Annotated in this window: 26 protein-coding genes; 5 read left to right on the forward strand and 21 right to left on the reverse strand. The window is 61.0% G+C overall.

Going from position 1 to position 25744, the window contains the following annotated elements; genetic code table 11:
* From secA to Q0X21_RS00850, 9 genes are all read right to left on the reverse strand, one after another.
* On the reverse strand, positions 1–1960 hold a 1960-nt coding region (gene secA / locus Q0X21_RS00810; RefSeq protein WP_297849798.1), incomplete at its 3' end, for a preprotein translocase subunit SecA.
* A gap of 238 nt (positions 1961–2198) precedes the next feature.
* On the reverse strand, positions 2199–2879 hold the full coding sequence (gene raiA, locus Q0X21_RS00815; protein WP_297849799.1) for a ribosome hibernation-promoting factor, HPF/YfiA family: 681 nt from the start codon (positions 2877–2879) through the stop codon (positions 2199–2201).
* Between the two features lie 115 nt (positions 2880–2994).
* The gene (locus Q0X21_RS00820) at positions 2995–3417 is read right to left on the reverse strand and encodes a ComF family protein (RefSeq protein ID WP_297849800.1); all 423 of its coding nucleotides are present in this window, start codon (positions 3415–3417) and stop codon (positions 2995–2997) included.
* A gap of 182 nt (positions 3418–3599) precedes the next feature.
* Positions 3600–5357 (reverse strand): LpqB family beta-propeller domain-containing protein, encoded by a 1758-nt coding sequence (locus tag Q0X21_RS00825; protein WP_297849801.1) that lies wholly within the window; start codon positions 5355–5357, stop codon positions 3600–3602.
* On the reverse strand, positions 5357–7012 hold the full coding sequence (gene mtrB / locus Q0X21_RS00830; RefSeq protein WP_297849897.1) for an MtrAB system histidine kinase MtrB: 1656 nt from the start codon (positions 7010–7012) through the stop codon (positions 5357–5359). The genes Q0X21_RS00825 and mtrB overlap by 1 nt, the downstream gene beginning before the upstream one ends.
* A 27-nt stretch (positions 7013–7039) precedes the next feature.
* Positions 7040–7714: an MtrAB system response regulator MtrA gene (gene mtrA / locus Q0X21_RS00835; protein ID WP_297849802.1), complete on the reverse strand. Its 675-nt coding sequence runs from the start codon at positions 7712–7714 to the stop codon at positions 7040–7042.
* Positions 7715–7750: 36 nt separating this feature from the next.
* A complete protein-coding gene (locus tag Q0X21_RS00840; RefSeq protein WP_297849803.1) occupies positions 7751–8380 on the reverse strand; it encodes a dTMP kinase in 630 nt (209 codons plus the stop codon).
* Positions 8381–8385: 5 nt separating this feature from the next.
* The gene (ahcY, locus tag Q0X21_RS00845) at positions 8386–9840 is read right to left on the reverse strand and encodes an adenosylhomocysteinase (protein ID WP_297849804.1); all 1455 of its coding nucleotides are present in this window, start codon (positions 9838–9840) and stop codon (positions 8386–8388) included.
* Positions 9841–9889: 49 nt separating this feature from the next.
* A complete protein-coding gene (locus Q0X21_RS00850; protein WP_297849805.1) occupies positions 9890–10243 on the reverse strand; it encodes a DUF4259 domain-containing protein in 354 nt (117 codons plus the stop codon).
* 314 nt (positions 10244–10557) lie between these two features.
* Between Q0X21_RS00850 and Q0X21_RS00855 the strand changes: the two genes are divergently transcribed.
* On the forward strand, positions 10558–11340 hold the full coding sequence (locus Q0X21_RS00855; protein WP_297849806.1) for a hypothetical protein: 783 nt from the start codon (positions 10558–10560) through the stop codon (positions 11338–11340).
* 13 nt (positions 11341–11353) lie between these two features.
* On the opposite strand, the gene manA is transcribed toward Q0X21_RS00855, so the two are convergent.
* Genes manA through Q0X21_RS00875 form a run of 4 tightly spaced genes read right to left on the reverse strand, consistent with a single transcriptional unit; the run spans position 11354 to position 15567 of the window.
* Positions 11354–12541 carry a mannose-6-phosphate isomerase, class I gene (gene manA, locus Q0X21_RS00860; RefSeq protein WP_297849807.1) on the reverse strand — a complete coding sequence of 396 codons (1188 nt, stop codon included), beginning with the start codon at positions 12539–12541 and terminating at the stop codon, positions 11354–11356.
* 21 nt (positions 12542–12562) lie between these two features.
* The gene (locus Q0X21_RS00865) at positions 12563–13603 is read right to left on the reverse strand and encodes a hypothetical protein (protein WP_297849808.1); all 1041 of its coding nucleotides are present in this window, start codon (positions 13601–13603) and stop codon (positions 12563–12565) included.
* 19 nt (positions 13604–13622) lie between these two features.
* The gene (locus Q0X21_RS00870; protein WP_297849809.1) at positions 13623–15038 is read right to left on the reverse strand and encodes a phosphomannomutase/phosphoglucomutase; all 1416 of its coding nucleotides are present in this window, start codon (positions 15036–15038) and stop codon (positions 13623–13625) included.
* 37 nt (positions 15039–15075) lie between these two features.
* On the reverse strand, positions 15076–15567 hold the full coding sequence (locus tag Q0X21_RS00875; RefSeq protein ID WP_297849810.1) for a DUF3499 domain-containing protein: 492 nt from the start codon (positions 15565–15567) through the stop codon (positions 15076–15078).
* Between the two features lie 96 nt (positions 15568–15663).
* On the opposite strand from Q0X21_RS00875, the gene Q0X21_RS00880 reads away from it, so the two are divergent.
* Positions 15664–16140 (forward strand): metallopeptidase family protein, encoded by a 477-nt coding sequence (locus Q0X21_RS00880; RefSeq protein ID WP_297849811.1) that lies wholly within the window; start codon positions 15664–15666, stop codon positions 16138–16140.
* Positions 16141–16145: 5 nt separating this feature from the next.
* Here Q0X21_RS00880 and Q0X21_RS00885 read toward each other — a convergent pair whose 3' ends face one another.
* The 3 genes from Q0X21_RS00885 to Q0X21_RS00895 all read right to left on the reverse strand — a co-directional run bounded on the left by Q0X21_RS00885 (position 16146) and on the right by Q0X21_RS00895 (position 18823).
* Positions 16146–16445 (reverse strand): WhiB family transcriptional regulator, encoded by a 300-nt coding sequence (locus tag Q0X21_RS00885; RefSeq protein ID WP_076599791.1) that lies wholly within the window; start codon positions 16443–16445, stop codon positions 16146–16148.
* Positions 16446–16711: 266 nt separating this feature from the next.
* Positions 16712–17809, reverse strand: a complete 1098-nt coding sequence (locus Q0X21_RS00890; RefSeq protein WP_297849812.1) for an NDP-sugar synthase — start codon at positions 17807–17809, stop codon at positions 16712–16714.
* Positions 17810–17932: 123 nt separating this feature from the next.
* Positions 17933–18823, reverse strand: coding sequence for a glycosyltransferase family 2 protein (locus Q0X21_RS00895; RefSeq protein WP_297849813.1), 891 nt, complete (start codon positions 18821–18823; stop codon positions 17933–17935).
* Positions 18824–18948: 125 nt separating this feature from the next.
* Here Q0X21_RS00895 and Q0X21_RS00900 point away from each other — a divergent pair, with 125 nt between their 5' ends.
* Both Q0X21_RS00900 and Q0X21_RS00905 read left to right on the forward strand, forming a co-directional pair.
* The gene (locus tag Q0X21_RS00900) at positions 18949–20532 is read left to right on the forward strand and encodes an LCP family protein (protein WP_297849814.1); all 1584 of its coding nucleotides are present in this window, start codon (positions 18949–18951) and stop codon (positions 20530–20532) included.
* A 43-nt stretch (positions 20533–20575) separates the two neighbouring features.
* Positions 20576–21289, forward strand: a complete 714-nt coding sequence (locus tag Q0X21_RS00905; protein WP_297849815.1) for a TIGR03089 family protein — start codon at positions 20576–20578, stop codon at positions 21287–21289.
* On the opposite strand, the gene Q0X21_RS00910 is transcribed toward Q0X21_RS00905, so the two are convergent.
* The 3 genes from Q0X21_RS00910 to Q0X21_RS00920 are packed head-to-tail and all read right to left on the reverse strand — an operon-like array spanning position 21286 to position 23464.
* Positions 21286–21765, reverse strand: a complete 480-nt coding sequence (locus Q0X21_RS00910) for a YdcF family protein (RefSeq protein ID WP_297849816.1) — start codon at positions 21763–21765, stop codon at positions 21286–21288. The genes Q0X21_RS00905 and Q0X21_RS00910 overlap by 4 nt on opposite strands.
* Positions 21758–22264 carry a 5-(carboxyamino)imidazole ribonucleotide mutase gene (gene purE, locus Q0X21_RS00915; protein WP_297849817.1) on the reverse strand — a complete coding sequence of 169 codons (507 nt, stop codon included), beginning with the start codon at positions 22262–22264 and terminating at the stop codon, positions 21758–21760. The genes Q0X21_RS00910 and purE overlap by 8 nt, the downstream gene beginning before the upstream one ends.
* Before the next feature lie 21 nt (positions 22265–22285).
* Positions 22286–23464: a 5-(carboxyamino)imidazole ribonucleotide synthase gene (locus Q0X21_RS00920; protein WP_297849818.1), complete on the reverse strand. Its 1179-nt coding sequence runs from the start codon at positions 23462–23464 to the stop codon at positions 22286–22288.
* Between the two features lie 302 nt (positions 23465–23766).
* Between Q0X21_RS00920 and budA the strand changes: the two genes are divergently transcribed.
* Positions 23767–24492, forward strand: a complete 726-nt coding sequence (gene budA, locus Q0X21_RS00925) for an acetolactate decarboxylase (RefSeq protein WP_297849819.1) — start codon at positions 23767–23769, stop codon at positions 24490–24492.
* On the opposite strand, the gene Q0X21_RS00930 is transcribed toward budA, so the two are convergent.
* Positions 24489–24932 (reverse strand): hypothetical protein, encoded by a 444-nt coding sequence (locus Q0X21_RS00930; protein ID WP_297849820.1) that lies wholly within the window; start codon positions 24930–24932, stop codon positions 24489–24491. The two genes, budA and Q0X21_RS00930, sit on opposite strands and share 4 nt — an antisense overlap.
* A gap of 10 nt (positions 24933–24942) precedes the next feature.
* A complete protein-coding gene (locus Q0X21_RS00935) occupies positions 24943–25674 on the reverse strand; it encodes a biotin--[acetyl-CoA-carboxylase] ligase (RefSeq protein WP_297849821.1) in 732 nt (243 codons plus the stop codon).
* Positions 25675–25744 lie beyond the last annotated feature (70 nt).

The raw sequence follows: 25744 nt of genomic DNA on the forward strand, positions 1-25744 counted from the left end.
CAACCTTGCGCTGCTCATTGAGCACCTCGTCGTACTTCAGCACGTTCTTACGTGCTTCGAAGTTCTGGTTCTCCACCTGAGACTGTGCGCCCTTGATCGCACGAGAGACCATGCCTGCCTCGATCGGCACATCGTCCGGGACGTTGAGGCGGTTCATCATGCTCTCCATGGACGCGCCCACGAAGCGGACCATCAGGTCATCGCGCATGGACAGGTAGAAACGGGTCTCGCCCGGGTCACCCTGACGGCCGGAACGACCACGCAGCTGGTTATCAATACGGCGGGACTCGTGGCGCTCAGTACCAATCACGTACAGGCCACCGGCCTCACGCACCTGATCACCGAGCTGCTTGGAACGCTCCTTCGCCTTCGGCAGCTGCTCGTCCCATGCTGCCTGGTATGCCTCTTCGTCCTCGAACGGGTCGAGGCCCTGCTCCTTGAGCTTGGCATCCAGCAGAATTTCCGGGTTGCCGCCCAGCACGATATCCGTACCGCGACCAGCCATATTGGTGGACACCGTGACGGTGCCCGGCAGGCCAGCCTCTGCAATGATGCGACCTTCTTCTTCGTGCTGCTTCGCGTTCAGCACATTGTGCTTGATGTGCTTACGGGTCAGCAGCTGCGACAGGTACTCCGAACGCTCAACCGAGGTGGTACCAACCAGCACCGGCTGGCCCTTCTCCACGTGCTCAGCGATGTCCTCTGCCACAGCAGCGAATTTCGCTTCCTGAGTCTTGTAGATCAGGTCGTCCTTATCCTGACGGATATTCGGCTTATTCGGCGGGATCGCCACAACACCGAGCTTGTAAATCTGGTGCAGCTCGGCTGCCTCAGTCTCAGCGGTACCGGTCATGCCGGCGAGCTTGTCGTAGAGACGGAAGTAGTTCTGGAGCGTGACGGTAGCGAGGGTCTGGTTCTCGTTCTTGATCTCCACGCCCTCTTTGGCCTCAATGGCCTGGTGCATGCCCTCGTTGTAGCGACGGCCCGGCAGGATACGGCCGGTGAACGAGTCGACGATGAGGACTTCACCCTTGCGGATGATGTAGTCCTTATCTCGCTCGAAGAGTTCCTTCGCCTTCAGCGAGTTATTCAGGTAGCTGACCAGCTGGGAGTGCTCTGGGGCATAAAGGTTGTCGATGCCGAGCTGATCCTCGACAAAAGCGACGCCTTCCTCAGACACACCGACGGTGCGCTTGCGGTGATCCACTTCGTAGTGGATGCCCTCACGCATGCGCGGGGCCAGCTGGGCGAAGACAGTGTAGAACTGGCTGGAACCGTCGACCGGGCCGGAAATGATGAGCGGAGTACGCGCTTCGTCGATAAGAATCGAGTCAACCTCATCCACGATGGCGAAGTTGTGGCCGCGCTGGACCATGTCATCAACCGACTTGGTCATGTTGTCGCGCAGGTAGTCAAAGCCCAGCTCGTTGTTCGTGCCGTACGTGATGTCGGCAGCATAAGCCTGCTTACGCTCCGGCGGGCGCATCTCAGAGAGGATCACGCCGACCTCCAGGCCGAGGAAGCGGTGAACACGGCCCATCATCTCCGCGTCACGCTTAGCCAGGTAATCGTTGACCGTAACAATGTGGACGCCCTTGCCGCCCAGGCCGTTGAGGTAGGCAGCGAGCACGGAGGTCAGGGTCTTACCTTCACCGGTCTTCATCTCGGCGACCTGGCCGAAGTGCAGGGCTGCACCGCCCATGACCTGAACCTTGTAGTGCTTCTGGCCCAGGACGCGCCACGATGCTTCGCGTGCGGTGGCAAAAGCATCGAGCAGGATGTCGTCCATGCTCTTGCCGTCTTCAAGCGCCGCCCGGAACTCATCGGTCTTGGCTTTTAGTTCCTCGTCGGTCAACGCGGCGTATTCGTCCTCCAGAGCGAGAACGTCGTCCGCGATCTTGGAAAGGCGCTTGACTGTGCGGCCTTCGCCGGCGCGCAGCAGCTTAGACAGTCCGAACACGTTGTGCTTCCTTTTCCGGTTGGATACATCTGGCATGAGCAGACGAACACGTGAGCGTTAAACGACACAGGTCTGCCCTTTATTCAAAAGGCTATTGTACGCACGCCCAGTTTCAGAACCACTTTCAGGCGGGCAGTTGGCCTGCTAGTCCGCTGTGAAAATGCTGATGCCCGCTCCCCCGGCGGATTTAGCGGGGAAACGGGCAGTTATTCAGCCACGCCTAACGGCGAGACAAGTTTTACTTGCCTTCCTCTTCCGGCACGAGGGTGATCAGACCGTAGTCGTATGCGTGGCGGCGGTACACCACGGACGGACGGTTGGTCTCCTTATCGATGAAGAGGTAGAAGTCGTGGCCAACGAGCTCCATCTCGGACAGAGCCTCATCCACAGTCATCGGGGTGGCGGAGTGCTCCTTGGTGCGCACGACCTGGCCCGGCAGCTGATCTTCAATCTGTGCTGCGTACGGGTCAGCCGGCTGCTCCTGCTCCTGCTTTGCACGTGCTGCCTCTGCCTCGGCTGCGAGCTCTGCTGCGATCTCGCCCGTGGACTTCGGCTTGCGGTGGCCGCCCATGGAGATTTCGCGGCGGACCTTCACCTTGCGCAGGGAGCGCTCCATCTTGCCCACTGCGGATTCGAGTGCGGCGTAGAAGCTGTCTTCCTTTGCCTCGGCGCGAGCCAGGTGGCCCTTGCCGGTCGCAGTGATCTGGATGCGGTTGGCCTGTGCTTCACGGCGCGGGTTCGGCTCGTGCTGCAGCTCAACATGGAAGAAGGTCAACGTCGGGTCGAGCTTCTCAATCTTGGCCAGTTTGCCATTCACACGCTCCTGGAAATGCTCCGGAACTTCGACGTTGCGGCCAGTGATAGTCACCTGGGCGGAAGGGCTCAGGGATTCGTTGTTGTGCTCGTTTGCAGAGGTCATCTGCTCTCCTCCTTTTGGTCGGACACGTCGAACGCGCTTCGCTCGCTCTACTAGAAATTATACCGCCCGACATCACCGCGCTGCCATGAGTTCACGCGTTTGTAAACAACGTGCATCAGGCGGCCGCGAGGACGAGGCAAGCACGAACATCGCCACCGTGTGCGAGCAGCTTTTCGACGCTTCCTTGCAGCGTTGCCCCCGTTGTCACGACATCATCAACCACGATGACCGGTTGGGGCGGCACCGCAGAAATGGAGATCATGCCTTCCAGGTTGCGCCTGCGACCCGACTCATCAAGCGAGCCCTGATCTGGGGTGTGCTCTGCCAAAGTGAGCACATCGTGGGTAGGCCGGCCGGCAGCACGACAGATCGCTGTGACCGGATCACCACCGCGTGCGCGCGCAGAGGCAGGTCGTGTCGGCGCGGGGACAAGATGCGTTCCTATTGGGATGTCTCCCCTCGCCTCCAGATAGTCGATTGCTGCGCTCAGCACTGCCCCGATGTGGCGGCGAACAGCAAGGTTTTTGTGCTCCTTCATTGCCAGGATCACCCCACGGTGTGGGTCCGCATACGGACCGAGGACGAAGACCGGGACATGCACCGGTGCACCGGGGTTATAACGAAACGGCGGAGTGGCCAGCTGCGTCTTGCACCGCGGGCAAAGCAGATGACCGGGTGTCCGACACCCGGCACACTGCCGCGGGAAGAGCAGCTCGGAGATCACGGCCGCGGCACCACCGGGGCGGCACGCACGCCTTGTTGGCCAGGGACCTCACGCCAGTTCAACGAGTCTTTCGTGGGCAGTGGCATGCGCATGATCACCTTGGAATCGGTGAGGTACATCATCTCTGGTGTGGCGCCCACCGCCACGACTGGGCCACTGATATTGCCCGATGGCAGTGCGGTGAGCGAGGAGCCGTCTTGTTCCACGCGCACGATCGGTCGTTGGCTGGCAGATGTGCCCACGAGCAGTGAACCGTCCGGCTGCCAATCCACGCTGACTGCTGAGCCATCGAGTTCGACTTCGGCGTATTGCGCGGTGTTCACCACGGCACGCCCACCGTCTTCACCACGTTCAACCACGCCGACGACGAGGTGGCCATCGACGATCATGGCCACGCGGGAACCAGAATTAGACAGGCGCAGGACGGTGATCTCGCCCTCCACGTCTTCTGGCAGCTCCACTCGGACGCTGCGGACATCCACTTCACTGGTGGCGGTGGAATATTCAGCACGGATCACACCCTTGCCATCCACGACTGCCCACGCAGCATTGTGATCAGGCTCCAGCGTGGGGCGGGCGAAGCTGCCGGCGCGCTGGACCTCTTTGGTTCGACCATCGACAGAGCCCGCCACGAGCGCTTGTTCGTCATCGCTGATGTTGAGCACGGCGGCGAAATTGCCTTCATCACCAATATCGATCGCCGAAATACTATCCAAGTTGTCCAGTACCTCGACGCGCTCCACCACGGGGTCTTCGCCCTCGCCGATGCCATCGACTGCGACGACTTTGCCATTGCTCAGGGTGTACAGGTCCGGACCGCCGTCGCTCTGCTTGACCGGGTCGAGCTCCCGGAAAGTCTCTGTGCTCAGCTCGTTATTCTCCCCCACTATGGGCACGTCATTGAGCGTGACCGGGTACGGACCGGGCACGCCGGCCGACGCCAAGGTCCACACCACTTGTGCTGCGAAGCGGGCTCGGGTCTGTTCATCCGCATCGGCCAAACCAGTGAAGCGGTAGACCCCGTCCGTGTAACCGGTATAGGCCAGATCACCGCTACCTGCGGTGGACACAGCTGGGGCGATGAGGGCGGACGGGCCGTCGGCAAGCAGATTCAGCAGCGCGTCTTCCTTTGTTGATGCTCCGGAATACACCCAACGGCGGTCAGGGACGAGCGCTTGGTCGGTGGCATCGTAGAAGAACAGATTGCGTGGCTCGTAGTGGTTGCGCAGCTCAACGCGGTCCACCACCACGTCATTGGGCAGGCCAGCGATGCGCCACTGGCCGTCGTCTTCTTGGGAGAGCTCCATCGTGGCTTGGTACTGCTGGTTTTCTGGCTGGAAGACTCCACCGGGGCCAAGCGAACCGATGATGCGGCCTTCGACTTGGTACGAGCGCTTCGTCTGATCCGTCATGGGCTTTGAGGACAGCTCAAAGGTGTCCAGCACCAGGATGCTCTCGCGGGGCTCCCAGGCCTGCGACATCGGTTCGGTGAGGTAGCGGCGCGCGGCCTCGTACTGGCTGTACGGGTCCGCGGAGGCGGCGAAGAATTCACGCAGGATCAGATCCGGATCGGCGTCCTTGGTCGGCTCGACCGCCATCTCCGGATCAGGGCGCCCCTCGAATTCATGCAAGGCGTGCGGTTCAGTACTTGTCGGCAGTGTCGCACAGCCGGTGACCGTCAGAAGGGTCAAGGCCGAACAGGTCGCCAGAATCGCCCGGAAGGCAGCGGGCTTGTGGGATCGGGTCGTATTCATCACCGCTGCTCCTCCTGTTCAGGCTCGTTACGTGTTTCTCCTGTTTCTCCTGCTTTATCAGCAGTCAGCTCGGGCTGCGCGGCACGCTCGATAGCTGGCGTCGATTCAGCTTCCTGCTCATCAGCGCCCGGCGCGTGCAGCTCCAGTGGCACCTCGGTGAATTCCACTTCTGGGTCACGTGGGAGCACGAGACGGAATTGAGAGCCGACCCCCGGGGTGCCAGCTGCATCAAGTGTGCCGTGGTGCAGCTGGGCGTCTTCGCGCGCAATGGCGAGGCCAAGGCCGGTGCCGCCGGAGTGGCGCTTGCGGGAAGAATCCGCGCGCCAGAAACGGTTAAACACCAGCTCTTCCTGGCCGGGTTTCAGACCGACGCCCCCATCGGTCACGGTGATCGCCACTGCATGCTCATTAGCGGCCAATTCGACAACAACTGGGTTGCCCTCAGAGTGGTCAATGGCATTAGCCAGCAGGTTTCGCACAATGCGCTCAATACGGCGTGGGTCACCGATCATTTGTACTGGTTCTTCGGGCACGTCGAATTCGACGGCCACATCAAGTTCTTCGGCCAGCACAGAGGTCTGTGCCCAAGCGGATTCGATCGGCGAGCGGGCATCGATGGTGGCGGAGGACAAGTCGGCCACGCCGGCGTCGTGACGCGAAATCTCAAGCAGATCCGCAAGTAACGCTTCGAAGCGATCGAGCTCGCGCATCATCAACTGCGAGGCGCGCTGGACGTGGGGCTCGAGGTTCTCTTCATCCGCGGCGATCATGTCCGCTGCCATGCGGACGGTGGTCAGTGGCGTGCGCAGCTCGTGCGAGACATCTGAGGTGAATTGCCTTTGTAGGTCACCGTATTCCTCAAGCTGGTTGATCTGACTGGAGAGCTTGTCCGCCATGTCATTGAAACTCAGTGCAAGGCGTGCCATCTCATCTTCGCCTTCAACGGCCATGCGTTCACGCAAGTGACCGCCAGCGAGACGCTCAGCGATGCGGGATGCAGAACGCACAGGGGCGACGAGCTGTTGAGAGGACAGCCAAGCAATGCCCACGAGGAGAACAACGACGACGATGCCGGCTGAGGTGAGCAGGCCACGCATGAGCGCGAGTGTTTGGCGCTCACTTTCCATATCCATGACCAGGTAAAGCTGCAGGCCCGGAATATCAGAATCGGTCGGGGTGCCAATGATCAAAGCATCAAAGACTCGTCCCCCACTGTTGACCGGGTTGAATTGGTAGGCCACCTGGCCCTCGTTGACAAAGTCCACCAGCCGTTCCGGCACGGCGAAATCTTCCGGCGAGGTGATCACGCCGCTTTTCTGTGGCACCACCAGCACTGCCTCATAGCTGCCGGTGGCGGCTTGGTCCTGCTGGGAGCGCTGGGCCAATGTGGCACGCGCAGTATTGAGGCGACTTTGCGTCGATGTGCCCGTTGCAGACGTATTGCGCAGCTGCTCTTCGACGGCGACGCGCACGCGTTCCAGATCGTGCTGGGCATTATCCAATTTCAGGTCAACGAGACGCTGCGTCACCACAGATGCGAGCGCGAGGGCGAGCACGCCCATGACGATCGTGGAAACGATGAGCACCGTGCCCACAAATCGGACCTGGAGTGAGGTCCGCCAACGGTGGGCAAGAGAATCTCTTACCCGTTTCAGCTCGTTAACCAGGGTCTGTTACACCCCCTACCGTCCAGTCTTGTAGCCCACGCCGCGGACGGTAAGAACGATCTCCGGGTTCTCCGGATCGTGCTCGATCTTGGAGCGCAAACGCTGCACGTGGACATTAACTAGGCGGGTATCGGACGCGTTGCGGTAGCCCCACACGCTCTCAAGGAGCTCCTCGCGGGTGTGCACCTGGTGCGGTTTCCGGGCGAGCTCCACCAGCAGATCGAATTCGAGCGGGGTGAGGTTGATCTCGGTCTCACCGCGGGTGACGATGTGCTGCGGGACGTCGATCTGCAGGTCACCGATCTCGAGGATCTCAGTCGGTTCCTCGACCTTCTGACGCAGGCGTGCGCGGATACGCGCGACCAGCTCACGTGGCTTGAATGGTTTGGTGATGTAGTCATCCGCGCCCGATTCAAGCCCCAGCACCACATCGACGGTGTCCGTCTTAGCGGTAAGCATGACGATCGGCACAGCGGATTCCTTGCGGATCTCCTTGCAGATATCCACACCACTCATGCCAGGCAGCATGAGGTCCAGCAGGATCAGGTCCGGCTGGTAGCTGTGAAAAGCGGGGATCGCTTCGAGCCCGTCAACAACAGGCTTTGCTTCAAATCCCTCGGCTTCCAGCACGATGGTGAGCATTTCAGAAATAGCTGGATCGTCGTCGACGACGAGAATCTTGTGGGACATCGGGTCTCGGTGCTCCTTAGAAGCGTTCGCTGACAACTAGGCGCTAATCGCGCGGATAGCTTGAATGATAGGCGCTGGTTCGGTCGCGCGAATCCATCGACCCTCCCAGCTGGTACGCGCCATCTCCTCGTATGCGGCAAAGGTCGCATCCTGGAGGGAGGTGTCGCGTTCATAGCGGTCACGGGTGCGTGAGGCATCTTCGCTTTCGCGCTTCGTGGCACGCTCACGCGCGGTATCCGGCGCGGTATCCACGAGGACCTGCAAGTGCGGGCGTGGCAGACCGAGGCGGGAGAATTCAAGCTCGGCGACCCACTCGCGGTCAGCGAGATCGCCGGTGCGCGCTGACGTGTACGCCGCATTGGACGCTACGTAGCGATCGAGCAAAAGCACATCGCTTGGCGACGCCGCCCACTGCCCCAGTTCCTCACTCACCCCGGCACGGTCAAGCGCGAACATCACTGCCATGCCATGGGCGGAATCCACCAGGTCGCCCATCTTGCCGTGCAAGGCATCGGCGGCGAGCTGGGCGTGAATGGATTCCTGGTAACGCGGGAACGACATGGTGGCCGCGCTGTCGATACCCTCCAACTGCACAATCTCGCGGATGAGCGCTTGAACTAGCGTGTTCTTGCCGGCACCGTCGATGCCTTCGAGTGCAACAATCATGATGTTTAGTAGCGGTAGTGCTCCGGCTTGTACGGACCAGCAACATCAACGCCGATGTACTCGGCCTGCTCCTTGGTCAGCTCCGTCAGGGTGCCGCCGAGTGCTTCGACGTGAATGCGTGCGACCTTCTCGTCGAGGATCTTCGGCAGGCGGTACACCTGGTTCTCGTACTGGCTGTTGTTGGTGAACAGCTCGATCTGCGCGATCGTCTGATCGGCGAAAGAGTTAGACATCACGAACGACGGGTGGCCGGTGGCATTGCCCAGGTTGAGCAGACGGCCCTCGGACAGAACGATGATGGAATTTCCGCTGGGCAGGGTGAACAGGTCGACCTGCGGCTTGATATTCATGCGGGTGACATCTTCGCGGTGCAGCAGGGAGGCCATGTCGATCTCATTGTCGAAGTGGCCGATGTTGCCCAGCACGGCGTGGTCCTTCATCTTCAGCATGTCGTCGAAGGTGATGATGCCAAGGTTGCCGGTAGACGTGATGATGATGTCTGCATCAGCGATCGCCTCATCGACGGTGACCACCTTGTAGCCATCCATCAGTGCCTGGAGAGCGTTGATCGGGTCGACCTCAGTGACGGACACGATCGCGCCCTGGCCGTCAAGGGCCTCAGCCACGCCCTTGCCCACGTCACCGTAGCCACACACCAGGGCCTTCTTGCCGCCGATGAGCATGTCGGTGCCACGGTTCAGACCGTCGATGACAGAGTGGCGGGTACCGTAGCGGTTATCAAATTTGGACTTGGTCACCGCATCGTTGACGTTCATCGCCGGGAACGGCAAGGTTCCCTCATTAGCGAAGTGGTACAGGCGGTGAACACCAGTGGTGGTCTCCTCAGTGACGCCCTTGACAGACTTCGCGGTCTCGGTCCACTTCTGCGGTTGTGCTGCGAGGGTCTCGCGCAGCATGTTGTAGAAGGCCACCTGCTCGTCCGAGTCGGTGTCTGCCGCTGCCGGGACAGCACCAGCATTTTCAAATTCTGCGCCCTTGATCACAGCCATGGTGGCATCGCCGCCATCGTCCAGGATCATGTTCGGGTACACGCCATCGCCCCAGCTGAAGATCTGGTTCATGCACCACCAGTACTCATCGAGGGTCTCGCCCTTCCATGCGAAAACAGGCACACCCTTCGGATCTTCCGGGGTGCCGTCCTTGCCCACCACGATGGCTGCGGCAGCCGGGTCCTCAGTGGAGAAGATATTGCAGGATGCCCAACGCACCTCAGCGCCGAGTGCCGTGAGCGTTTCAATCAGCACTGCGGTCTGGGTGGTCATGTGAATCGCACCGGCGATGCGGGCACCGGCCAACGGCTGCTCCTCGGCGTATTCGCGGCGCAGCTGCATCAGGCCCGGCATCTCATGCTCCGCCAGGTCGATCTGCTTACGGCCTGCCTCGTACAGGGACAGATCGGCGACCTTGAAGTCCTGGCCGGAATCGTGGCTTTGATTCATGTGAAGGGGTTCTCCTTTGAGTTTTGTGTTTTGAAAGCCTCAAGCGACTTTACGACAGTGCTTCGATGAACTGATCGACGTCCTGCTCGGAGTCGACGTCCTCGAGGATCTCCACCGCTGCGTCGATAAGCTTCTCATCTAGCTCGACAGTGGAAACGCGCAGGAAAGAGTACGTGTCGGCGACCTCGCCGGCACTGAAAGGTGCACCCGCCCAGATCGCAGCGATGGTGGCTGCTGCCTGGCCGTTAAGAACCTCGTCCTCGGAGGCATTGTCTTTATCCAAGGCCAGCAGGCACGCATCGCGCACCGCTTCTACTGTTTCGTCGAATTCCAGATCCGCGAGGTCGTCGAGGAAATCGACATTGGTGCCCTCGTTGAAGATGGCCAGATCCCAGGTGCTCATGCCTTTTCTCCTTTACGGCTCGTCACCTTTTAGAAAATTGTCAGTCGCTCATCGTCTTACTGCCTGTGCAGAGACGTTTAAGGTCCGTCAAAGTCCACTTCTACTGCGTATTTTGCTGCCTGTCCACCATCATTTTTCGGTTTTTACAAAGCAACACCCCACCAAGCGCGGTGAGCAATGTGTGCGCCCGCGACGCGCCGGTGATGAAACTTGGCCTAGCTTCATGTTGGTTTCCTTGGTAGCTTGTTATCGAGTTGTTATAAGGCTTGTTTGCAACACCTCGCAGGTAGGCACCTGAAGGAAGGGAGATGTCCATGGAACTGACTAACCGTCGCTTTGCCATCTTCCTGTCTTCGGGCCTCGCGCTCGCCGTCGTGGTGGGTCTGCTTGTGTGGAAGATCTCCGATACCGGGGCGCATCTGCACAGTGAAGAAACTGAATTCGCGGGCCAGCCGGTCGTTGCGGCTGATTCCAGCTCGAGCGAGATGACTGCCTCCGAGCCTTCTACAGAAGAGTCGACGACCTCCATCGAGAACGAAGGAGACGGCGACGAGGCACAGGCTGCACCAGCGAATAATGGTGCTGGCGGCGCGGGCTACGATCCGCTGGCACCACGCAATGCCAACTTGAACGGCAACCGTGGCGGCGACCAGGATGTCTCCTACTACCGCCCGACCAATGTGGCTCCGGCCCCGCAGGGCACTAATCCGAAGACCACTGCGCAGCCGACGCAGCAGCCGAATGAGGGCTCCGAGGGAACCTCCACCCAGCCGGGCACGTCCCCGCAGCCAACGCAGCCGCAGGACAACACCACAACCACGGTCGTGCCGGCAGAGCCACAAAGCGGCGAGGAACAGGCCGAGAAGGATATCAATCCGGACTTGCTGAATCAGCAGCAGGGCACGAACCCCAAGGCCCCGCAGGCTTTCGAAGAGAAGGCACAGCAGGCAGCTGACGCAGCGAAGGAAGGCCTGCCCCAGAACAAGCCGCGCCCGGAGGATCCATTCTCCGCCTCCACGCGCGTACCACAGGTCCCTAATGAGCAAAAGGCTCAGGCCGCTGGTGCGAATAATCCGGCCGAGAACTCCTCGCAGTAATCAGCTAAAGCTTCTAAGCTCCAACGCGGACATAGAACACTTCCGCACCAGCATCATGCGCGGTGATCTCCACCGCCGGATCAGTAGCGGGAATCCATGCAGCGGTCCCCGAGCTAAGCGAAACACCGCCACCTTCAACTTCACCTGCGGTGCACAGCACGATCGCCGGGCCCGCGCAATCAGCGGTGAAGCTTTCACCACTGCCGAGCTCGTAGCGCGTCAGCGTGAAATCACGGGCGGGCACATTGAAATCATGGGCACTACCACGGATTTCGGCTGTCACCCGCGGATCGATCTGCGACGAGAAATCTGTCACACGCACCAGTTCCGGCACGTCCACATGCTTGGTGGTCAACCCACCGCGCAAAACATTGTCTGAATTAGCCATGACTTCCACGGCCATGCCGGAGACATACGCATGCAGGCGACCGGCCCCCAGGTACAGGGCCTCGCCCGGCGCCAATTGCACATAATTGAGCAACAGCGAGGCGAGCACGCCGACATCACCCGGGTAGGCCTCATCCACGTGAACGAAGCACTCAGCAGTCGCGCGCATCCAGTCTGGGGTTCCAGCGAAGGATCGCTTCTCCACGGCTGCCCTGACCCCCTCAATCACCTCCACACGCTTGGTGCGGGGCAAGGAGATCCACGTAGTGAAGAGAGCGCGCAGACCTTCTTCCTCATCCTCCGAGCGGAGCATGTCCGCGAACCGGTCGAGCTCCGGGCAGTCGAGATGGGCGAAGAAGTCCAGAGTTTGGTGCGCTGGCCGCAGCCCCGCGAGCGCAGTGAATGGCGTCAGCGCAATGAGCAGCTCTGGTTTGTGGTGCGGATCCTTGTAATTCCGCTCCGGGCTTTCCAGTGCGATACCTGCTTCATTCTCCGCAGCGAATCCCGCGCGGGCTTGTTCCGCGGTGGGGTGCGCCTGGATCGACAGTGGTGCATCCGCAGCGAGAATCTTCAACAGGAATGGCAGTTCATCCCCGAATTCTGCTTGCACCTCTGCACCGAGCGCAGCCGCCGGATTAGCAGCAATGACCTGATCAAGCCCAGTTTCCCCAATCGTTGCTGGGGATGCCGGGTGGGCACCAAACCAGAGTTCAGCCTGCGGTGTCGCAGAAGGAACGTCGAGTCCACGCAGCTGCGCCAACAGTGTTTTCGAGCCCCACGGGTAGGTCTGCAGCGCCGGGTTGAGCACCTGCACGCTATTCGTCGCCTCCTTGAATCAGTTCAAAGCTGTTGTGGCCAGTCCCCTGACAATCAGCCTTAATGCAGCGGCCAGATGGTGCGCGTCTGCACCAGGAGAACCTGCCGCTGTCGGTATCGAGTTCATTGTGTCGTCCTCGACATATTCTGCACGCGCACCAGCTAAATGTGGTTCGCGTTGCACCCACACGATCGTTTTCACCGGGACTTCAGCTGGCGGGCCGTCGATGAACGGGTCATAGAAAATATCGTTCGGGTCCGCCTGTGAGTTACTTTCCGCAGCGCTATCGCCATTCCGGAAACTCGCTTCCAAGGTCGGACCAAGGTCTTCCCTGCCCACGAAACCACTGGGCAATCCACGGGCCGACCACAGTGTGGCGATGAACTTTGCCACAGCCACGCCAACAGGCGTGTAGCCGGTGTGCAGCACACGCGAACCAGCAATGAATTCACGCAGCTGCCGGGCCGAATTCACCGATACATCACGTTCCGGGGAAAGGCCGGTGAGCTCTTCGTCGATTGCATCGGCAAGACCGTCGATAAGCGATGACGCCCCATCTAGTGTGGTGATCACTGCAGTGATGGCCGCGATGGTGCGCAGCGGCGAAGCGCCTAGTGCGGTCGGTGGGGTGGGCAGCTGGATCACACGGGTTGATGCATCTTCGACCACCGGGCCGCCGGCTGGACCGGCGAGAATCACCTCAGCGCCACGGCCCGCTGCCGCATTCAATTGACGGGTAGCGCTCTCGGCATCGGGTGCATCGCCAACGACGATGACCACGTCGAGCGCGCCGACGAATTCCGGCAGGGAGCGCGTCACCGTCACGGGCGCGCGGTCGTAACCGAGCACCGCCACCGCACATTGCGCGGCGGCCTCAGAGATCGCGTCGGTGACCAGCACGACCACGCTGCGCGGGGTGGAGCCTTCCAGCTCGGCGAGCAAGCTCGCCGCTTCAGTGATCGCGCGCACGTGGGCTCCTTCATGAGCGACATCGAAGAAGCGGACGGTCTCCGCGTCATAATCAGCGGCACCCTCGTAATAGCTCCTGCCCTCGCTCATGGCGCGGTCTCCTCCCCTTCTAGGCGCGGATAATGCTCAAGACTTCCTCAACCAGGGTATCTACTTCTTCCTGGGTCTCAGCCTCAACGTTCAGACGCAGCAGCGGCTCGGTATTGGATGCGCGCACGTTAAACCAGGCCTTGGTGCCGGACAGCGAAACGGTCACACCATCGAGTCGGTCGACGCTCTCAGCGCGATCAGCGAAAGCCTCGACGACCTTGTCCATCGTTGCCTGCTGGTCAGCGACCTCAGAGTTGATCTCGCCGGAGGCTGCGTAGCGGTTGTAGCTGGCCATCAGCTTACTCAGCGGCTTGTCCTGCTCAGCCAGAGCAGCGAGCACGTGCAGCGCTGCGACCATGCCGGAATCCGCATTGAAGAATTCGGCGAAGTAGTAGTGCGCGGAGTGCTCGCCGCCGAACAGCGCACCCTTGTCCGCCATCTGCGCCTTGATGTAGGAGTGCCCCACGCGCGTGCGCACAGCGGTGCCGCCGTGCGCCTCAATCAGCTCCGGCACAGCCTGCGAGGTGATCGCGTTGTAGATGATCGTCGCGCCCGGGGATTTCTCCAGCGTGCGCTCTGCCACTAAAGCGGTGATCGCCGAAGGCGAGACCGGCTCGCCCTTTTCATCCACGACGAAGCAGCGGTCCGCATCGCCATCGAAAGCAAGGCCGATATCGGCATTTTGCTTGACGACGAATTCCTGCAGATCCACCAGATTCTTCGGATCCAAGGGATTCGCTTCGTGGTTGGGGAAGGTGCCATCGAGTTCAAAATAGAGCGGGCGGATATCCAGGTGGTCCTCGGTACCCAGCACCGCCGGGACGGTGTGGCCGGCCATGCCATTGGCGGCATCGACAGCGACGACTAGCTTGCGGTCCGACGGAACCGGGACCAAATCGCGGAGGAAGGTCGCGTAATCACCCAAGATGTCGCGCTGGGTCACAGTGCCCTGCTCACCATCAAAGGCAGGCACACCTTCAACGAGCATGTCGGTGATCTCAGCCAGGCCAGAATCCTGCGAGACCGGGGTGGCTCCCGTCCGGCACAGCTTGATGCCGTTGTACTGAGCCGGGTTGTGGGAGGCGGTGAACATCGCACCAGCGCAACCGATCACGCCGGCGGCGAAGTACAGCTCATCAGTAGAGGTCAGGCCAAGCTCAATCACATCCAGCCCCTGGCTGGTCACACCACGGCCAAAAGCAGCGGCGAGCTCCGGCGAGGACGGGCGCATGTCGTGGCCGACAGCCACGGTCTTCTCACCCTCCCCACGCAAAATAGAGGCGAAGGCAGCGCCAGCATCGAAGACGAAATCTGCATCGACGGTAGCTTGATCTGCGGGTTCTACGACACCGCGGATGTCATAGGCCTTGATCGCGGCCTGGACATCTTCACGGGAACGAGTGCGGTGTTCTAGCTGTGACGGATTTTCAGTCATGCCCACCGATCTTAAACGTGATCGGCGCCCAAGCGGTCTACCCCTCGCTGTTGCCACGGTCAGTGGCAGAAGATGATCCGTCCTGTTGTGAATCCGGGTCCGGCACAACGCTCAAATGCGCACGGCGGGCAGCTTTGTGCTCGGCGAGGTGCTCGCCAACACGCTTGGTGCGGTAAACGGGATGATTCGAGGTTTGCGGGTTAGTGAAGTCCCGCTCGGTGTCGAATTCGATGGGGTCTTGGGTGGTATCCACCAGACCCGTGGTCACACGGCCTGCCTCACTGACGGCTTGGGCCAGGGCGGTGATCTCTTCTTCGTCGGAAAGCTCGATATTGTCAATGCGCACCATCTCCCAGCCAACGGGGGCGGTGATGTGCTCGGAGTGTCGCTGGCACAGATCCCAGGCGTGTGGGTCTGTGGACGGGGCGAGCGGGCCGACAATGGCGGTTTTTTCGGAGTACGCGTAGACGAGTGTGGCGATGGCGGGGCGACCACACCCGGGGCGACAGCAACGACGGAAGGTACTCACGGGGCAATAGTCTAAACCCAAGGTTTAACTTTTGGGCATGCGCCACGCGGCGCGCCACTATCTGCCCCAGAACATTTCCGGCCTAGATTGATAGGCATGACCGACGCTTCTGCCAGCTCATCCCGCTTGCCCTTGCGCCGCGACCGGCATGGACGTGGCGTGCGCGGCCCCCTCATGCCAGTGGCTGTGCCGCGTTACCGCACGCGCTCCATGGCTTTTGACCAGGCCGTTTTGGATGCATATGCTCCGCTGCAGAACCGCTATTTCGATCACTTGACCGGCGTTGACCTGGCCGTGGATACCGTTCCGCGCATGCGTCTGCGCCCGGACATGCTCATGCCGGAGGAGATCTTTGCTGACGGCCCGGTCCCACTGGGCCGTGTGCTGCAGGCAGGTGTGGATCGCGCAGGCAACCCTACCCGCGCGCGTTTTGTAATTTTCCGCATGCCCATTGAACAAAGGGCCACAAATGAAATTGAGCGGGCAGAACTCCTGACTAATGTTCTGACCGCTTTAGTAGCGCACTATTTGAATCTGGATCCGCGGGATATCGACCCGAATTTCCAGGATTGATATAACTAACCGATCTGCTTGCGCAGACGACGACGCTCACGGTCAGAGAGACCGCCCCAAATACCGAAACGCTCATCGTGTTCGAGTGCGTACTCGAGGCATTCATCGCGCACAGCGCATGCCTGGCAAATGCGCTTTGCCTCGCGGGTGGAGCCACCCTTTTCCGGAAAGAATGCCTCCGGGTCAGTTTGAGCGCACAGGGCTTGGTCCTGCCACTCCTGCTCGACGGTGCCGAACAGTTCGTCGAGGGTCATTCCACCCGCGGCCGCGCCGCGGAGCGTGGCGCCTGAAACCATGTCTTCCACGCCGTCCCCTTTCTGAGTCTTGTCTGTCGCCGTGTTACCGCCGTTGATTACACCCTTGTGATTCAACCCTGGCGCACTAAATAGCGTCAACACAAAGTTCCTCAAAACTACCGCTTCGCTGGGCAAAAGCTCAGGTTTCGGCCGTGAAGTGCCACACCAGTCACACGAGTCACATGCCGCCCGTACCGGGGGCAAGTACCGGGGGTACTACATGTAGTAGTAGGTGAACCGGCAAGCAACTAATCCCCATGCTCTCCGGCGTGTCGCTACGCGTCTGGGGAAAAACGCACTCCCAGATCCGGGATATCCACGCCTGGCCACACACGCATGCCGCCTTGGAGTTCGCAGCGGGCACCGATATTCACGCCATCGCCAATCACGCAGTCCTGGATCCGCGCATTCGCACCAATGGTCGTGCCCGAAGCGATGATCGAATCACGGATCATCGCGCCGGGCTCAATGGTCACACCATCAAAGACAACGCAGTCATCCAAGCGCACACCAGCACCGATGGTGGAGCCGCGCCCCACAGAGGTACCGCCGACCAGGATGGCGCCGCCGGCGACGCCAGCGGATTCGTCGATAAGCGCCTCGCCCGTACGTCCCTCCAACAGTGGGCTGGGCGCGATGCCGCGGACAAGGTCCGAGGAGCCCTGCACAAAATCGGACGGGCGACCCATGTCGCGCCAGTAGCTTGTGTCCACGTGACCGAAGACGCGCGCACCGGATTTGAGCAGGCCCGGGAAAGTCTCACGCTCAACCGACACAACGCGATCCGCCGGGATCGATCGGATCACATCGCGCTGGAAGACGTAGCAGCCGGCATTGATCTGATCTGTCGGTGGCGCCTCCGTCTTTTCCAGGAAGGCTTCAACGCGCCCCTTAGAATCCGTGGGCACGGAGCCAAACTGGCTCGGATCTGGCACGCGCACGAGGTGTAGCGTCACGTCCGCCTCATTATCCGCATGCGTTTGCAGGATGTCGCCCAGGTCCGCGCCAGAGAGAACATCTCCGTTGAAGATCATCGCCGTGTCATGGCGCAGGCGGGATTCCACATTGCGGATCGCACCACCGGTGCCCAGCGCGGCCTCCTCAACCACGTACTCGATCTCCAAGCCCATCTCGGAGCCATCGCCGAAGTACTCCTCAAAGACCTCAGCTTTATAAGAGGTACCCATGACCACATGCTCAATTCCCGCAGCCTTGATGCGTGCCAAAAGGTGCGCCAGGAATGGGTAGCCCGCGGTGGGCAGCATCGGCTTCGGCGTGGACACAGTAAGCGGACGCAGGCGTGTTCCTTGCCCACCGACAAGGACGACAGCGTCTACTTTGGCGGGATCAACCGTGGTTGCCTTCGGTGCCATGATGGCAAGGCCTTTCTATTGATGGAAAAGATCTCTGCGCCTAAACCTAACCCGGCGCGGGCAGAAAACGCGGGATTTGGCTGGGCGCGGGTGGCTGAGGAGTTGCCGGGAACTACCTTGCAGCTAACCCAGGACCCGAGCGAGGAGAGCACGACCTTTCAGTCCCGCCCACAGGACAACGCGAATGGGCAGCTGCCACAGGTGCGGGTGACGGTCCGCCTGGAAGCGGTACGCCGAATCATGGTGCGCGGGCACGGTCACGCGCGAGTGCTTCTTCGCGGAGTGCCCCTGATCATGGAAGATCACCGCGTCTGGGCAGAAGATGTTCTGCCACCCAGCACGCGCCAGGCGGTCACCGAAGTCAATGTCTTCGAAGTACATGAAATAGCGCTCGTCGAAGCCACCGATCGCATCAAATGCATCCCAGCGCACGAGCAAGCACGAACCAGACAACCACCCAGCCGGGCGCACCTCCGTGAGATTCTCCCCTGCCTTGTATGCACGGCTGAACGGATTATTAGACCAGAACGGATAGAGCACAGCATGGCCAATGCCCGTGGCCAGCGTGGGCACCTCACGCGCGGACGGATAGGCCGAACCATCAGCTTCTTCGATGCGCGGCCCAACGGCACCGGCATTCGGGTATTCACGGGCACAGGCGAGCAAAGCATCGATCGAGCCCGCAGAAAATTCCACATCAGGATTGACGATGAGGAAGAACTCGCCGTCAATCTCACCCGCCGCACGCGCCGGGGCAAGGTGGCGCGCAGCAGCGTTGATCGCCGCGCCGTAGCCGATATTTCCGCCGGTGGGCAGAAATTCCACATCATCACGCTGCGCCGCAATCGCCTGAGGCACGCCATCGGTCGAGCCATTGTCCGCGCACACCAGGCGTGTGGTCGCACCAGTAGCAGCAGAAAGCGTATCGACGAGCGCCGGCAGGTGCTTGCCCGGCGAATACGTCACCGTCACCACCGCCAGCGGGGTGACACCACCAACTTCTTGTGCAGTCACAGTGTGCGAGCTTACCGCCGCACGCTCGTGCTGGATCCCGGCGCGCGCGGGAGTGTGCACTATACTTTTCTCCTATTGTGAACAACTGCATCTCAGCAGGTGGACGATAAAAGGGACAGCGTTTCGTGAGCGAGAATTACCGGCCAGTACGCGATATTCAGCCAGCCCCGTCGCGTGTGAAGGACATCAGCCAGTCCGGTCACCCGGCCCTCAAGGGCACACTGGCTGTTCTGTCTGTGCTGCTCATTCTCATCACGGGTCTGGGCTACTATTCCGTCGGCCGGCTGGGCGGCAATCTGTCTTCTTCTGATCTGTCACTGTCCAAGGACGGCTTGGACGGGACCGACGGCGCGGTGGACATTCTGCTGGTCGGCTCCGATTCACGCACCGACGCCCAGGGCAATCCACTCAGCGAGGAAGAGCTGCGCCGCCTCAATGCTGGTGAGGCTGATGGTGAGCTGAACACGGACACGATCATGGTGATCCGCGTGCCTAATGACGGCTCCCGTGCGACTGCCGTATCCATCCCGCGCGATACCTATATCCACGATTCGAAATTCGGCAACTCCAAGATCAACGGCATCTACGGCCAGTACGCCACCGAGAAGCGCGATGAGCTGATCGAAGCCGGGGAGAAGGAAGGCCGCGAGCTCGAGGAGAAGGTCGCCCAAGCAGGACAGCAAGGGCTTATCGACGCAGTGGCGAACCTCACCGGCGTCGAAGTCGACCACTATGCGCAGGTGGGCCTGCTCGGCTTCGTGCTGCTCACCGATGCTGTTGGTGGCGTGGAAGTCTGTCTGAATGAGGCAGTGGATGAACCACTCTCCGGCGCGAAATTCCCGGCTGGCAACTCCACCTTGGACGGCGCAAAAGCACTCGCCTTCGTCCGCCAGCGCCACGATCTGCCCCGCGGCGACCTGGACCGCATTGTGCGCCAGCAGGTCTTCATGGCCTCCCTGGTCAATGAAGCGATCTCGGCTGGCACGCTGTCCAATCCAGCGAAGCTGCGTGAGATTTCCAATGCGGTAGAACGTTCCGTGAACGTGGATTCCGGTTGGGACATCATGTCCCTGGCCACCCAGATGTCCGATCTGGCTGCTGGCAATGTCACCTTTGCCACCATCCCAGTCACCTCGGTTAACGGTGTGGGCGATTATGGCGAGTCCATCGTCACCGTCGACCCGCAGCAGGTCCACGAGTTCATGGACAAGCTCGCCCGCGAGCAGGAGGAAACCGAGACCCCCGAAAACGGCAACGGTGGGGACAAGAAGAATGAGGGCGATGATGCCGCTGGCATTGGTGCTGAACTGTCCAATGCGTCGGTGACCATGCTCAATGCGGGCCAGACCGCTGGCTTGGCCGGCACGGTCGGTGCCTTCTTGGAGGAAAAGCAGATCACCATCGAATCGGTGGGCAATGCCACCCCGGGTATCTACGGCACCTCACAGATCGTCGCAGCTAACGCCGATGATCCGGCTGCCAAGGAGCTCTCTGAACTGCTCGGTGGCCTGCCTATTGAGGTCAATGAAACTCTCGAGCCTGGCTCCCTGATCGTGGTCACCGCCGATGATTACACCGGCCCCGCCGCTGATGAAGCACCGCAAGAGGTCACGCAGGAAGACACCGTGGGCACCCCGGGCGAAGATTTCGGTGCAGCCGAAGTCTCCCCCGAATTCAATGCTGGCGGCGGTCCCCGCTGCGTGAACTAGGCGCTTAAACCGGCCCCACTCGTTTTGCCTACGATGGGACTACATGAGCTTGCTCTCCCCGATCCTGTCCACTGACCCAGCCAGTCCCCGCCTCACCGTCTACGACGAGACCGCCGGAACACGCATGGAATTTTCCGGCGTGACCTTGGATAACTGGGCCAACAAGATCGCCAACATGCTCGTCGAGGAATTCGACTTTGAGCCTTCCGACACTCTCACCGACGAGGAGAACCCCCGCATCGTCGTGGACCTCCCCGTCTCCTGGCAAGCCGCCGTCCTACCGATCGGCATGTACAACGCCGGCCTGACGTTTGCCACCACTGATTCCAGCAGCCACGACTCGAGCAGCAACAAGCCAAACACCCCTACCCCACAACTGGTTTTCACCACGGTGGAGCGGATGGGCAATTGGCAGTCCGTCACTGATGTCGCTGTGGTCTCCGACGATCCATTCGGTCGTGGTGTGACAGAGACCGGTGGCACGTTGCCTGCCGGTGTGGTGGATTTCGGTCCGACCGTGCGCTTCTATGGCGACCAGTACTACGGCGAATCACCTGAGCTTTCCGCCTGGGATACAGAGAACACGAACGCTGAGCGCCTACTGATTCCGGCGTGGCACTCGCGCGAGGAATTCGATGCCACCGTCATGGCGACCCTCGCCGCTGGCGGTTCCGTCGTGGTGGTCGCCGGTATGGCTTCTGCTGACCGGCTTGAGCAGATCGCAGAGGCAGAAAAAGTCGACCGCCGGTTGAATTAGTGGCCGAACCAACGGCGCGCGAGTTTGCGCCACACCACTCGCGTGGCCGAATGCGGCACGGCGAAGACTTCACGCGCGTAGTTCTTCACCCGTGATTTCTTCGGCGTCGGTGCCGCCACCACCTGGATAGGCACGCCCAGGTGCGCCGCCCACACCTTGGTGCGCGCAACATGAAAACCATTGGTGACCACGATCAAGCGCTTCGCATCCGGAAACAGCGCCCGGGAATTCTCCAGGTTCTCATTCGTCGATGTGGCTACCGGCTCTTCAATGATCCGTGCTGCTTGCACGCCGTGAGATACGAGCCAGCGCGCCATCACATCGCTCTCCCCCTTTCCCGTCACCACAACGGGTGCTGCTGGGCGCGCTGTTGCCACAGACAATGCTGTGGCTAGGCGGGCCTGGAGCATGCGGGAGGGGCGGCCGTCGATAATTTTTGCCCCAAGGACGACGACCGGGTCGGTGCTCTTACTCACCTTCGCCGAGTAGGCGCTTGCGCAGCGCCTCGTCCTTGCGCTCGACCTCAGCGGCCATCTTTTCCTGGTAGTCCACCATGCGTGCCTGAATCTCCTGGTCCGCGGAACCAAGGATGCGGGCGGCGAGCAGACCAGCATTCTTCGCACCACCGATGGAGACGGTGGCCACGGGCACACCACCTGGCATCTGCACGATGGACAGCAACGAGTCCAGCCCGTCCAAGTCCTTGAGCGCACGCGGAATGCCGATGACCGGCAGCGGCGTTGCGGCCGCGACCATGCCCGGCAAGTGTGCGGCACCGCCGGCGCAGGCGATGATGACCTTCAAGCCACGCTCATGCGCGCTTTTGGCATACGCCAGCATCTTGTCCGGGGTGCGGTGCGCGGAAACCACACCGACCTCAAAGCGGATCCCGAATTCGGCGAGCACCTCCGCCGCGGGTGCGACGGTGTCCCAGTCCGAATCGGACCCCATGATGATTCCTACCTGTGGTTCCATGTGCGCTCCTTCTAGCTTTTCTTAGTTACCTGTGCCGTGAACGATGATGTCTGCTGCTGCCTTCGCGCGTTCGAGCACGGTGTCCAGGTCATCGCCTGCGACATTGATGTGCCCCATCTTGCGGCCCGGACGGTAGCCCTTGCCGTAGAGGTGCACCTTTGCATCCGGGTAGCGGCGCATGACCTCCATGACGCGCTCCTCCATCGGCTGCTCCGGCTCCGTGTCCGCACCGAGCGTGTTCACCATCACGGTGTACGGCGCCGTGGTGGCCACCGAACCCAGCGGCCAATCCAGCACCGCGCGCAGGTGCTGCTCGAACTGGCTGGTCACACAACCATTCTGCGTCCAGTGCCCCGTATTGTGCGGGCGCATGGCCAACTCATTGACGGTGATCTCCCCGTCTGAGGCGAACAGCTCGACTGCCAGCACGCCGGTGACGTCCAGCTCCGTCGCGATCTTCTTCGCCAGCTCCTGGCAGAACTCCGCGTCCTTTTCGCTCATGCCCGGCGCGGGCGCGATCGCCTCAACACAAATCCCGTCACGCTGACGCGATTCCACAACCGGCCACGCACGAACCTCACCCGACGGGGTGCGTGCCACCATCGCGGAGAGCTCACGGTCAAAATCTACCTTGCGCTCGGCATACAGCGGCGTGCCCTTGTCCAGCAGGTCACCGACCAGGCTCACTGCCTCCTCGCGCGACTTCGGGAACCACACACCATGCCCGTCATAGCCACCACGCGTGGCCTTCAAGCACATCTGTCCTTCGACAGTGTCGAAGAACTCCCCACCATCTTCCGCCGACTCAATCGGCGCGAATTCCGGCACCGGCGCACCGATCTCCTTCATCTTGCGCCGCTGCTCCAACTTGTCCTGCGCATAAATCAACGCATGCGGCTGCGGCTGCACACTCACCCCCTGCGCGATCAACGCATCCAGGTGCTCATTTGGCACATGTTCATGATCAAACGTGGCCGCCGCCGCACCATCCACGACCGACTTCAAATCAGCCAGGTCCTTATAGTCCCCGATGCGCACGTCACCGAAGACCTGCGCTGCCGACGAATCCTTAGCTCCCGCCAGCACACGCGGCGCGAGCCCCAACTCAATCGCCTCCGTATGCATCATGCGTGCCAACTGGCCATCACCAATCACCGCGACAACGGGCATTCCCTGGGCATCTCTTTGTGCATCACTCACGCTTGCCCACTGTAGTGAACAAGCAGGTGTGTACTGCTATCGAGCCAACTAAAGCAATTGAGGTCCTCACTCAGGAACAAGCCCCCACTCCAGAGCCGAGTCTTCCCAGTCGAGCCAGGTTTGCCTTTTGTGGTTTGTCTTTTGTCCAAACCCGCCGAAGCTGACCTGCGGTTTTCCCAATCCTCGCCCGCAAAAGGCAAACCACAAAAGGCAAACCTGCCGCAACCTACCCGCCCCAACCTATGAGCTAGCTACCGCAACCCCACCCAACACCGCCGACGAAGACAACTACCATCGGCCATATGACTGAACTTGGCCGCCACACTGTTTTCCAGAACTCGCTCATGTCCGCGCTTCTCGACGGCATCTACGACGGCGAGATGACCATCGGCCAGATCCTGTCCAAGGGCAATTTCGGCCTGGGCACCTTTGATGGCCTCGATGGCGAGATGATCATTCTTGATGGCACGTGCTACCAGCTGCGTAGCGACGGCACCGCCACCATCGCCGACCTCGACCAGAAAAGCCCCTTCGCGCAGGTGACCAACTTCGTGCCGAAGATCGTCGCCAAGGCCCCGAAGGGCATGAAGCGCAGTGAACTCTCCAAATTCATCGATGATCTGGAGCCATCCGGCAACTACTTCCACGCCGTGCGTATCAAAGGCACGTTCACGAACGTGACCACCCGCACGGTAACGAAGCAGTCCAAGCCCTACCCTCCCATGCGCGATGCCGTTGGCGACGACAAGGAAATCTCGTTTGAGAACGCCAGCGGCATCATCGGCGGCTTCCGCACCCCGAAGTACGCCAAAGGCATCGGCATTCCCGGCTGCCACGTCCACTTCATCGACGACGACCGCACCTCCGGCGGCCACGTGCTCGACTACACCGTCGACGAAGCCACCATCGAACTGTGCCCCGGCACCGACATGGAGCTCCACCTCCCGCTCACCGCAGACTTCGCCGCCGGCAACCTCGCCCCCGACGACATCGACGAGCAGATCCACACCACTGAGGTGAAGAGCTAACGCAACTGCCCCTCAATCAGCGCTTGCACCCGCTTGGCTTTGCCCACATCCGGGAAGTGCACGGGCACGCCGTAACCAAGCACACCGATATCGATCCCGCCGCGACGCTTCCTCACCCCGCGGATCTGCATCAGCGGGATCGATTCGGTTCGCCCGCGCCCACCAGGCACAAAGATCACGCGCTTATTGGTCACCATGAAGCGTTGACGCCGCTGCCGAATCAGCGGCAGCACAAACCGCCACAGCGCCAGCACAGCCCACACGCCCACAACAGCATTGCGGATGGCACTATCGACCATTCCCGCATCCATCCAGCCGATCGCGATCCAGCACAGCCCGGTGATGATGATCAGCTCAAGGAACGGGAAGATCAAGCCGCGCAACGGCGGCGCCATGTCCGCCAGGACGACTTCTCCCCTACCAAGCTTGATCTTTGCCACGCGCCAAACATTAATCGGTCGCACGCAGGTGCGTCACGTCGCCAGTGGAGTAACTCGTCCCATTCACCACAATCGAGCCATGCTTATCGACGTCCCCTGCCACCCCCTCAACAATTCCCCCCACCGTATCCAGCCGCACCGTCTGCCCCATCGTGGCTGATACCGCACGGTAGTCGTCCAGCAGCGATGCGTCCCAGTCACGCCACTGCGTCAAACGACGCCCCAGCGCGTTGAGCAGGTCCACCACGAACTGATCCCACTGAACGTCAATGCCCTCAAGGTTGAGCGCGGTCGACCAATCCGTCGGTAGGTCCTCTTGCCGCCACGCGACATTCACACCCATGCCCACAACCAACAGTGGCGTGGCTGCACCCGCATCGATCTCGCCTAAGATCCCGACGAATTTCTTCCCGTTCAGCAGCACATCATTCGGCCACTTCAGCTGCGCTTCCGGCACCACATCAGTCACCGCCAGCCCAGCTGCCAACGACACCAGCCCCAGATCATCCGTGTGCGCCAGCTCCACCGCCGCACTCATAAGCAGGCTCGCCCCCGATGGTGCCTCCCACACTCGCCCAAGCCGCCCCTTGCCACCAGTCTGCTGATCCGCAATCAGCACCGTCCCTGGCGCACCCGTTGCGAGCAGCTCCGTATTCGTCGACGTCGTCGACTCAACATGCCGCACCTCCCGCCAATACTGCGAGACCTCAGATTCGATACGGGCAATGTTCTGGACTGTCATAGGGACCAGAATATCTAGACCACGAACCACCCCGCGCAACGCAACCACCAACTCCGCGCTGCGGAGTTCC

Origin of the sequence: uncultured Corynebacterium sp., from assembly GCF_947253065.1 — a bacterium.
Lineage (GTDB): Bacteria > Actinomycetota > Actinomycetes > Mycobacteriales > Mycobacteriaceae > Corynebacterium.

Coding starts and splice junctions, on each gene's coding strand:
- mtrA (WP_297849802.1), bottom strand. CDS start 7,714: ATGTCCCACAAGATTCTCGTCGTCGACGACGATCCAGCTATTTCTGAA.
- Q0X21_RS00840 (WP_297849803.1), bottom strand. CDS start 8,380: ATGATTGTTGCACTCGAAGGCATCGACGGTGCCGGCAAGAACACGCTA.
- Q0X21_RS00905 (WP_297849815.1), top strand. CDS start 20,576: ATGAGCTTGCTCTCCCCGATCCTGTCCACTGACCCAGCCAGTCCCCGC.
- Q0X21_RS00890 (WP_297849812.1), bottom strand. CDS start 17,809: ATGGCACCGAAGGCAACCACGGTTGATCCCGCCAAAGTAGACGCTGTC.
- Q0X21_RS00865 (WP_297849808.1), bottom strand. CDS start 13,603: ATGAGCGAGGGCAGGAGCTATTACGAGGGTGCCGCTGATTATGACGCG.
- Q0X21_RS00935 (WP_297849821.1), bottom strand. CDS start 25,674: ATGACAGTCCAGAACATTGCCCGTATCGAATCTGAGGTCTCGCAGTAT.
- Q0X21_RS00880 (WP_297849811.1), top strand. CDS start 15,664: ATGACCGACGCTTCTGCCAGCTCATCCCGCTTGCCCTTGCGCCGCGAC.
- Q0X21_RS00850 (WP_297849805.1), bottom strand. CDS start 10,243: ATGAGCACCTGGGATCTGGCCATCTTCAACGAGGGCACCAATGTCGAT.
- Q0X21_RS00870 (WP_297849809.1), bottom strand. CDS start 15,038: ATGACTGAAAATCCGTCACAGCTAGAACACCGCACTCGTTCCCGTGAA.
- Q0X21_RS00855 (WP_297849806.1), top strand. CDS start 10,558: ATGGAACTGACTAACCGTCGCTTTGCCATCTTCCTGTCTTCGGGCCTC.
- Q0X21_RS00820 (WP_297849800.1), bottom strand. CDS start 3,417: ATGAAGGAGCACAAAAACCTTGCTGTTCGCCGCCACATCGGGGCAGTG.
- raiA (WP_297849799.1), bottom strand. CDS start 2,879: ATGACCTCTGCAAACGAGCACAACAACGAATCCCTGAGCCCTTCCGCC.
- purE (WP_297849817.1), bottom strand. CDS start 22,264: ATGGAACCACAGGTAGGAATCATCATGGGGTCCGATTCGGACTGGGAC.
- Q0X21_RS00825 (WP_297849801.1), bottom strand. CDS start 5,357: ATGAATACGACCCGATCCCACAAGCCCGCTGCCTTCCGGGCGATTCTG.
- budA (WP_297849819.1), top strand. CDS start 23,767: ATGACTGAACTTGGCCGCCACACTGTTTTCCAGAACTCGCTCATGTCC.
- ahcY (WP_297849804.1), bottom strand. CDS start 9,840: ATGAATCAAAGCCACGATTCCGGCCAGGACTTCAAGGTCGCCGATCTG.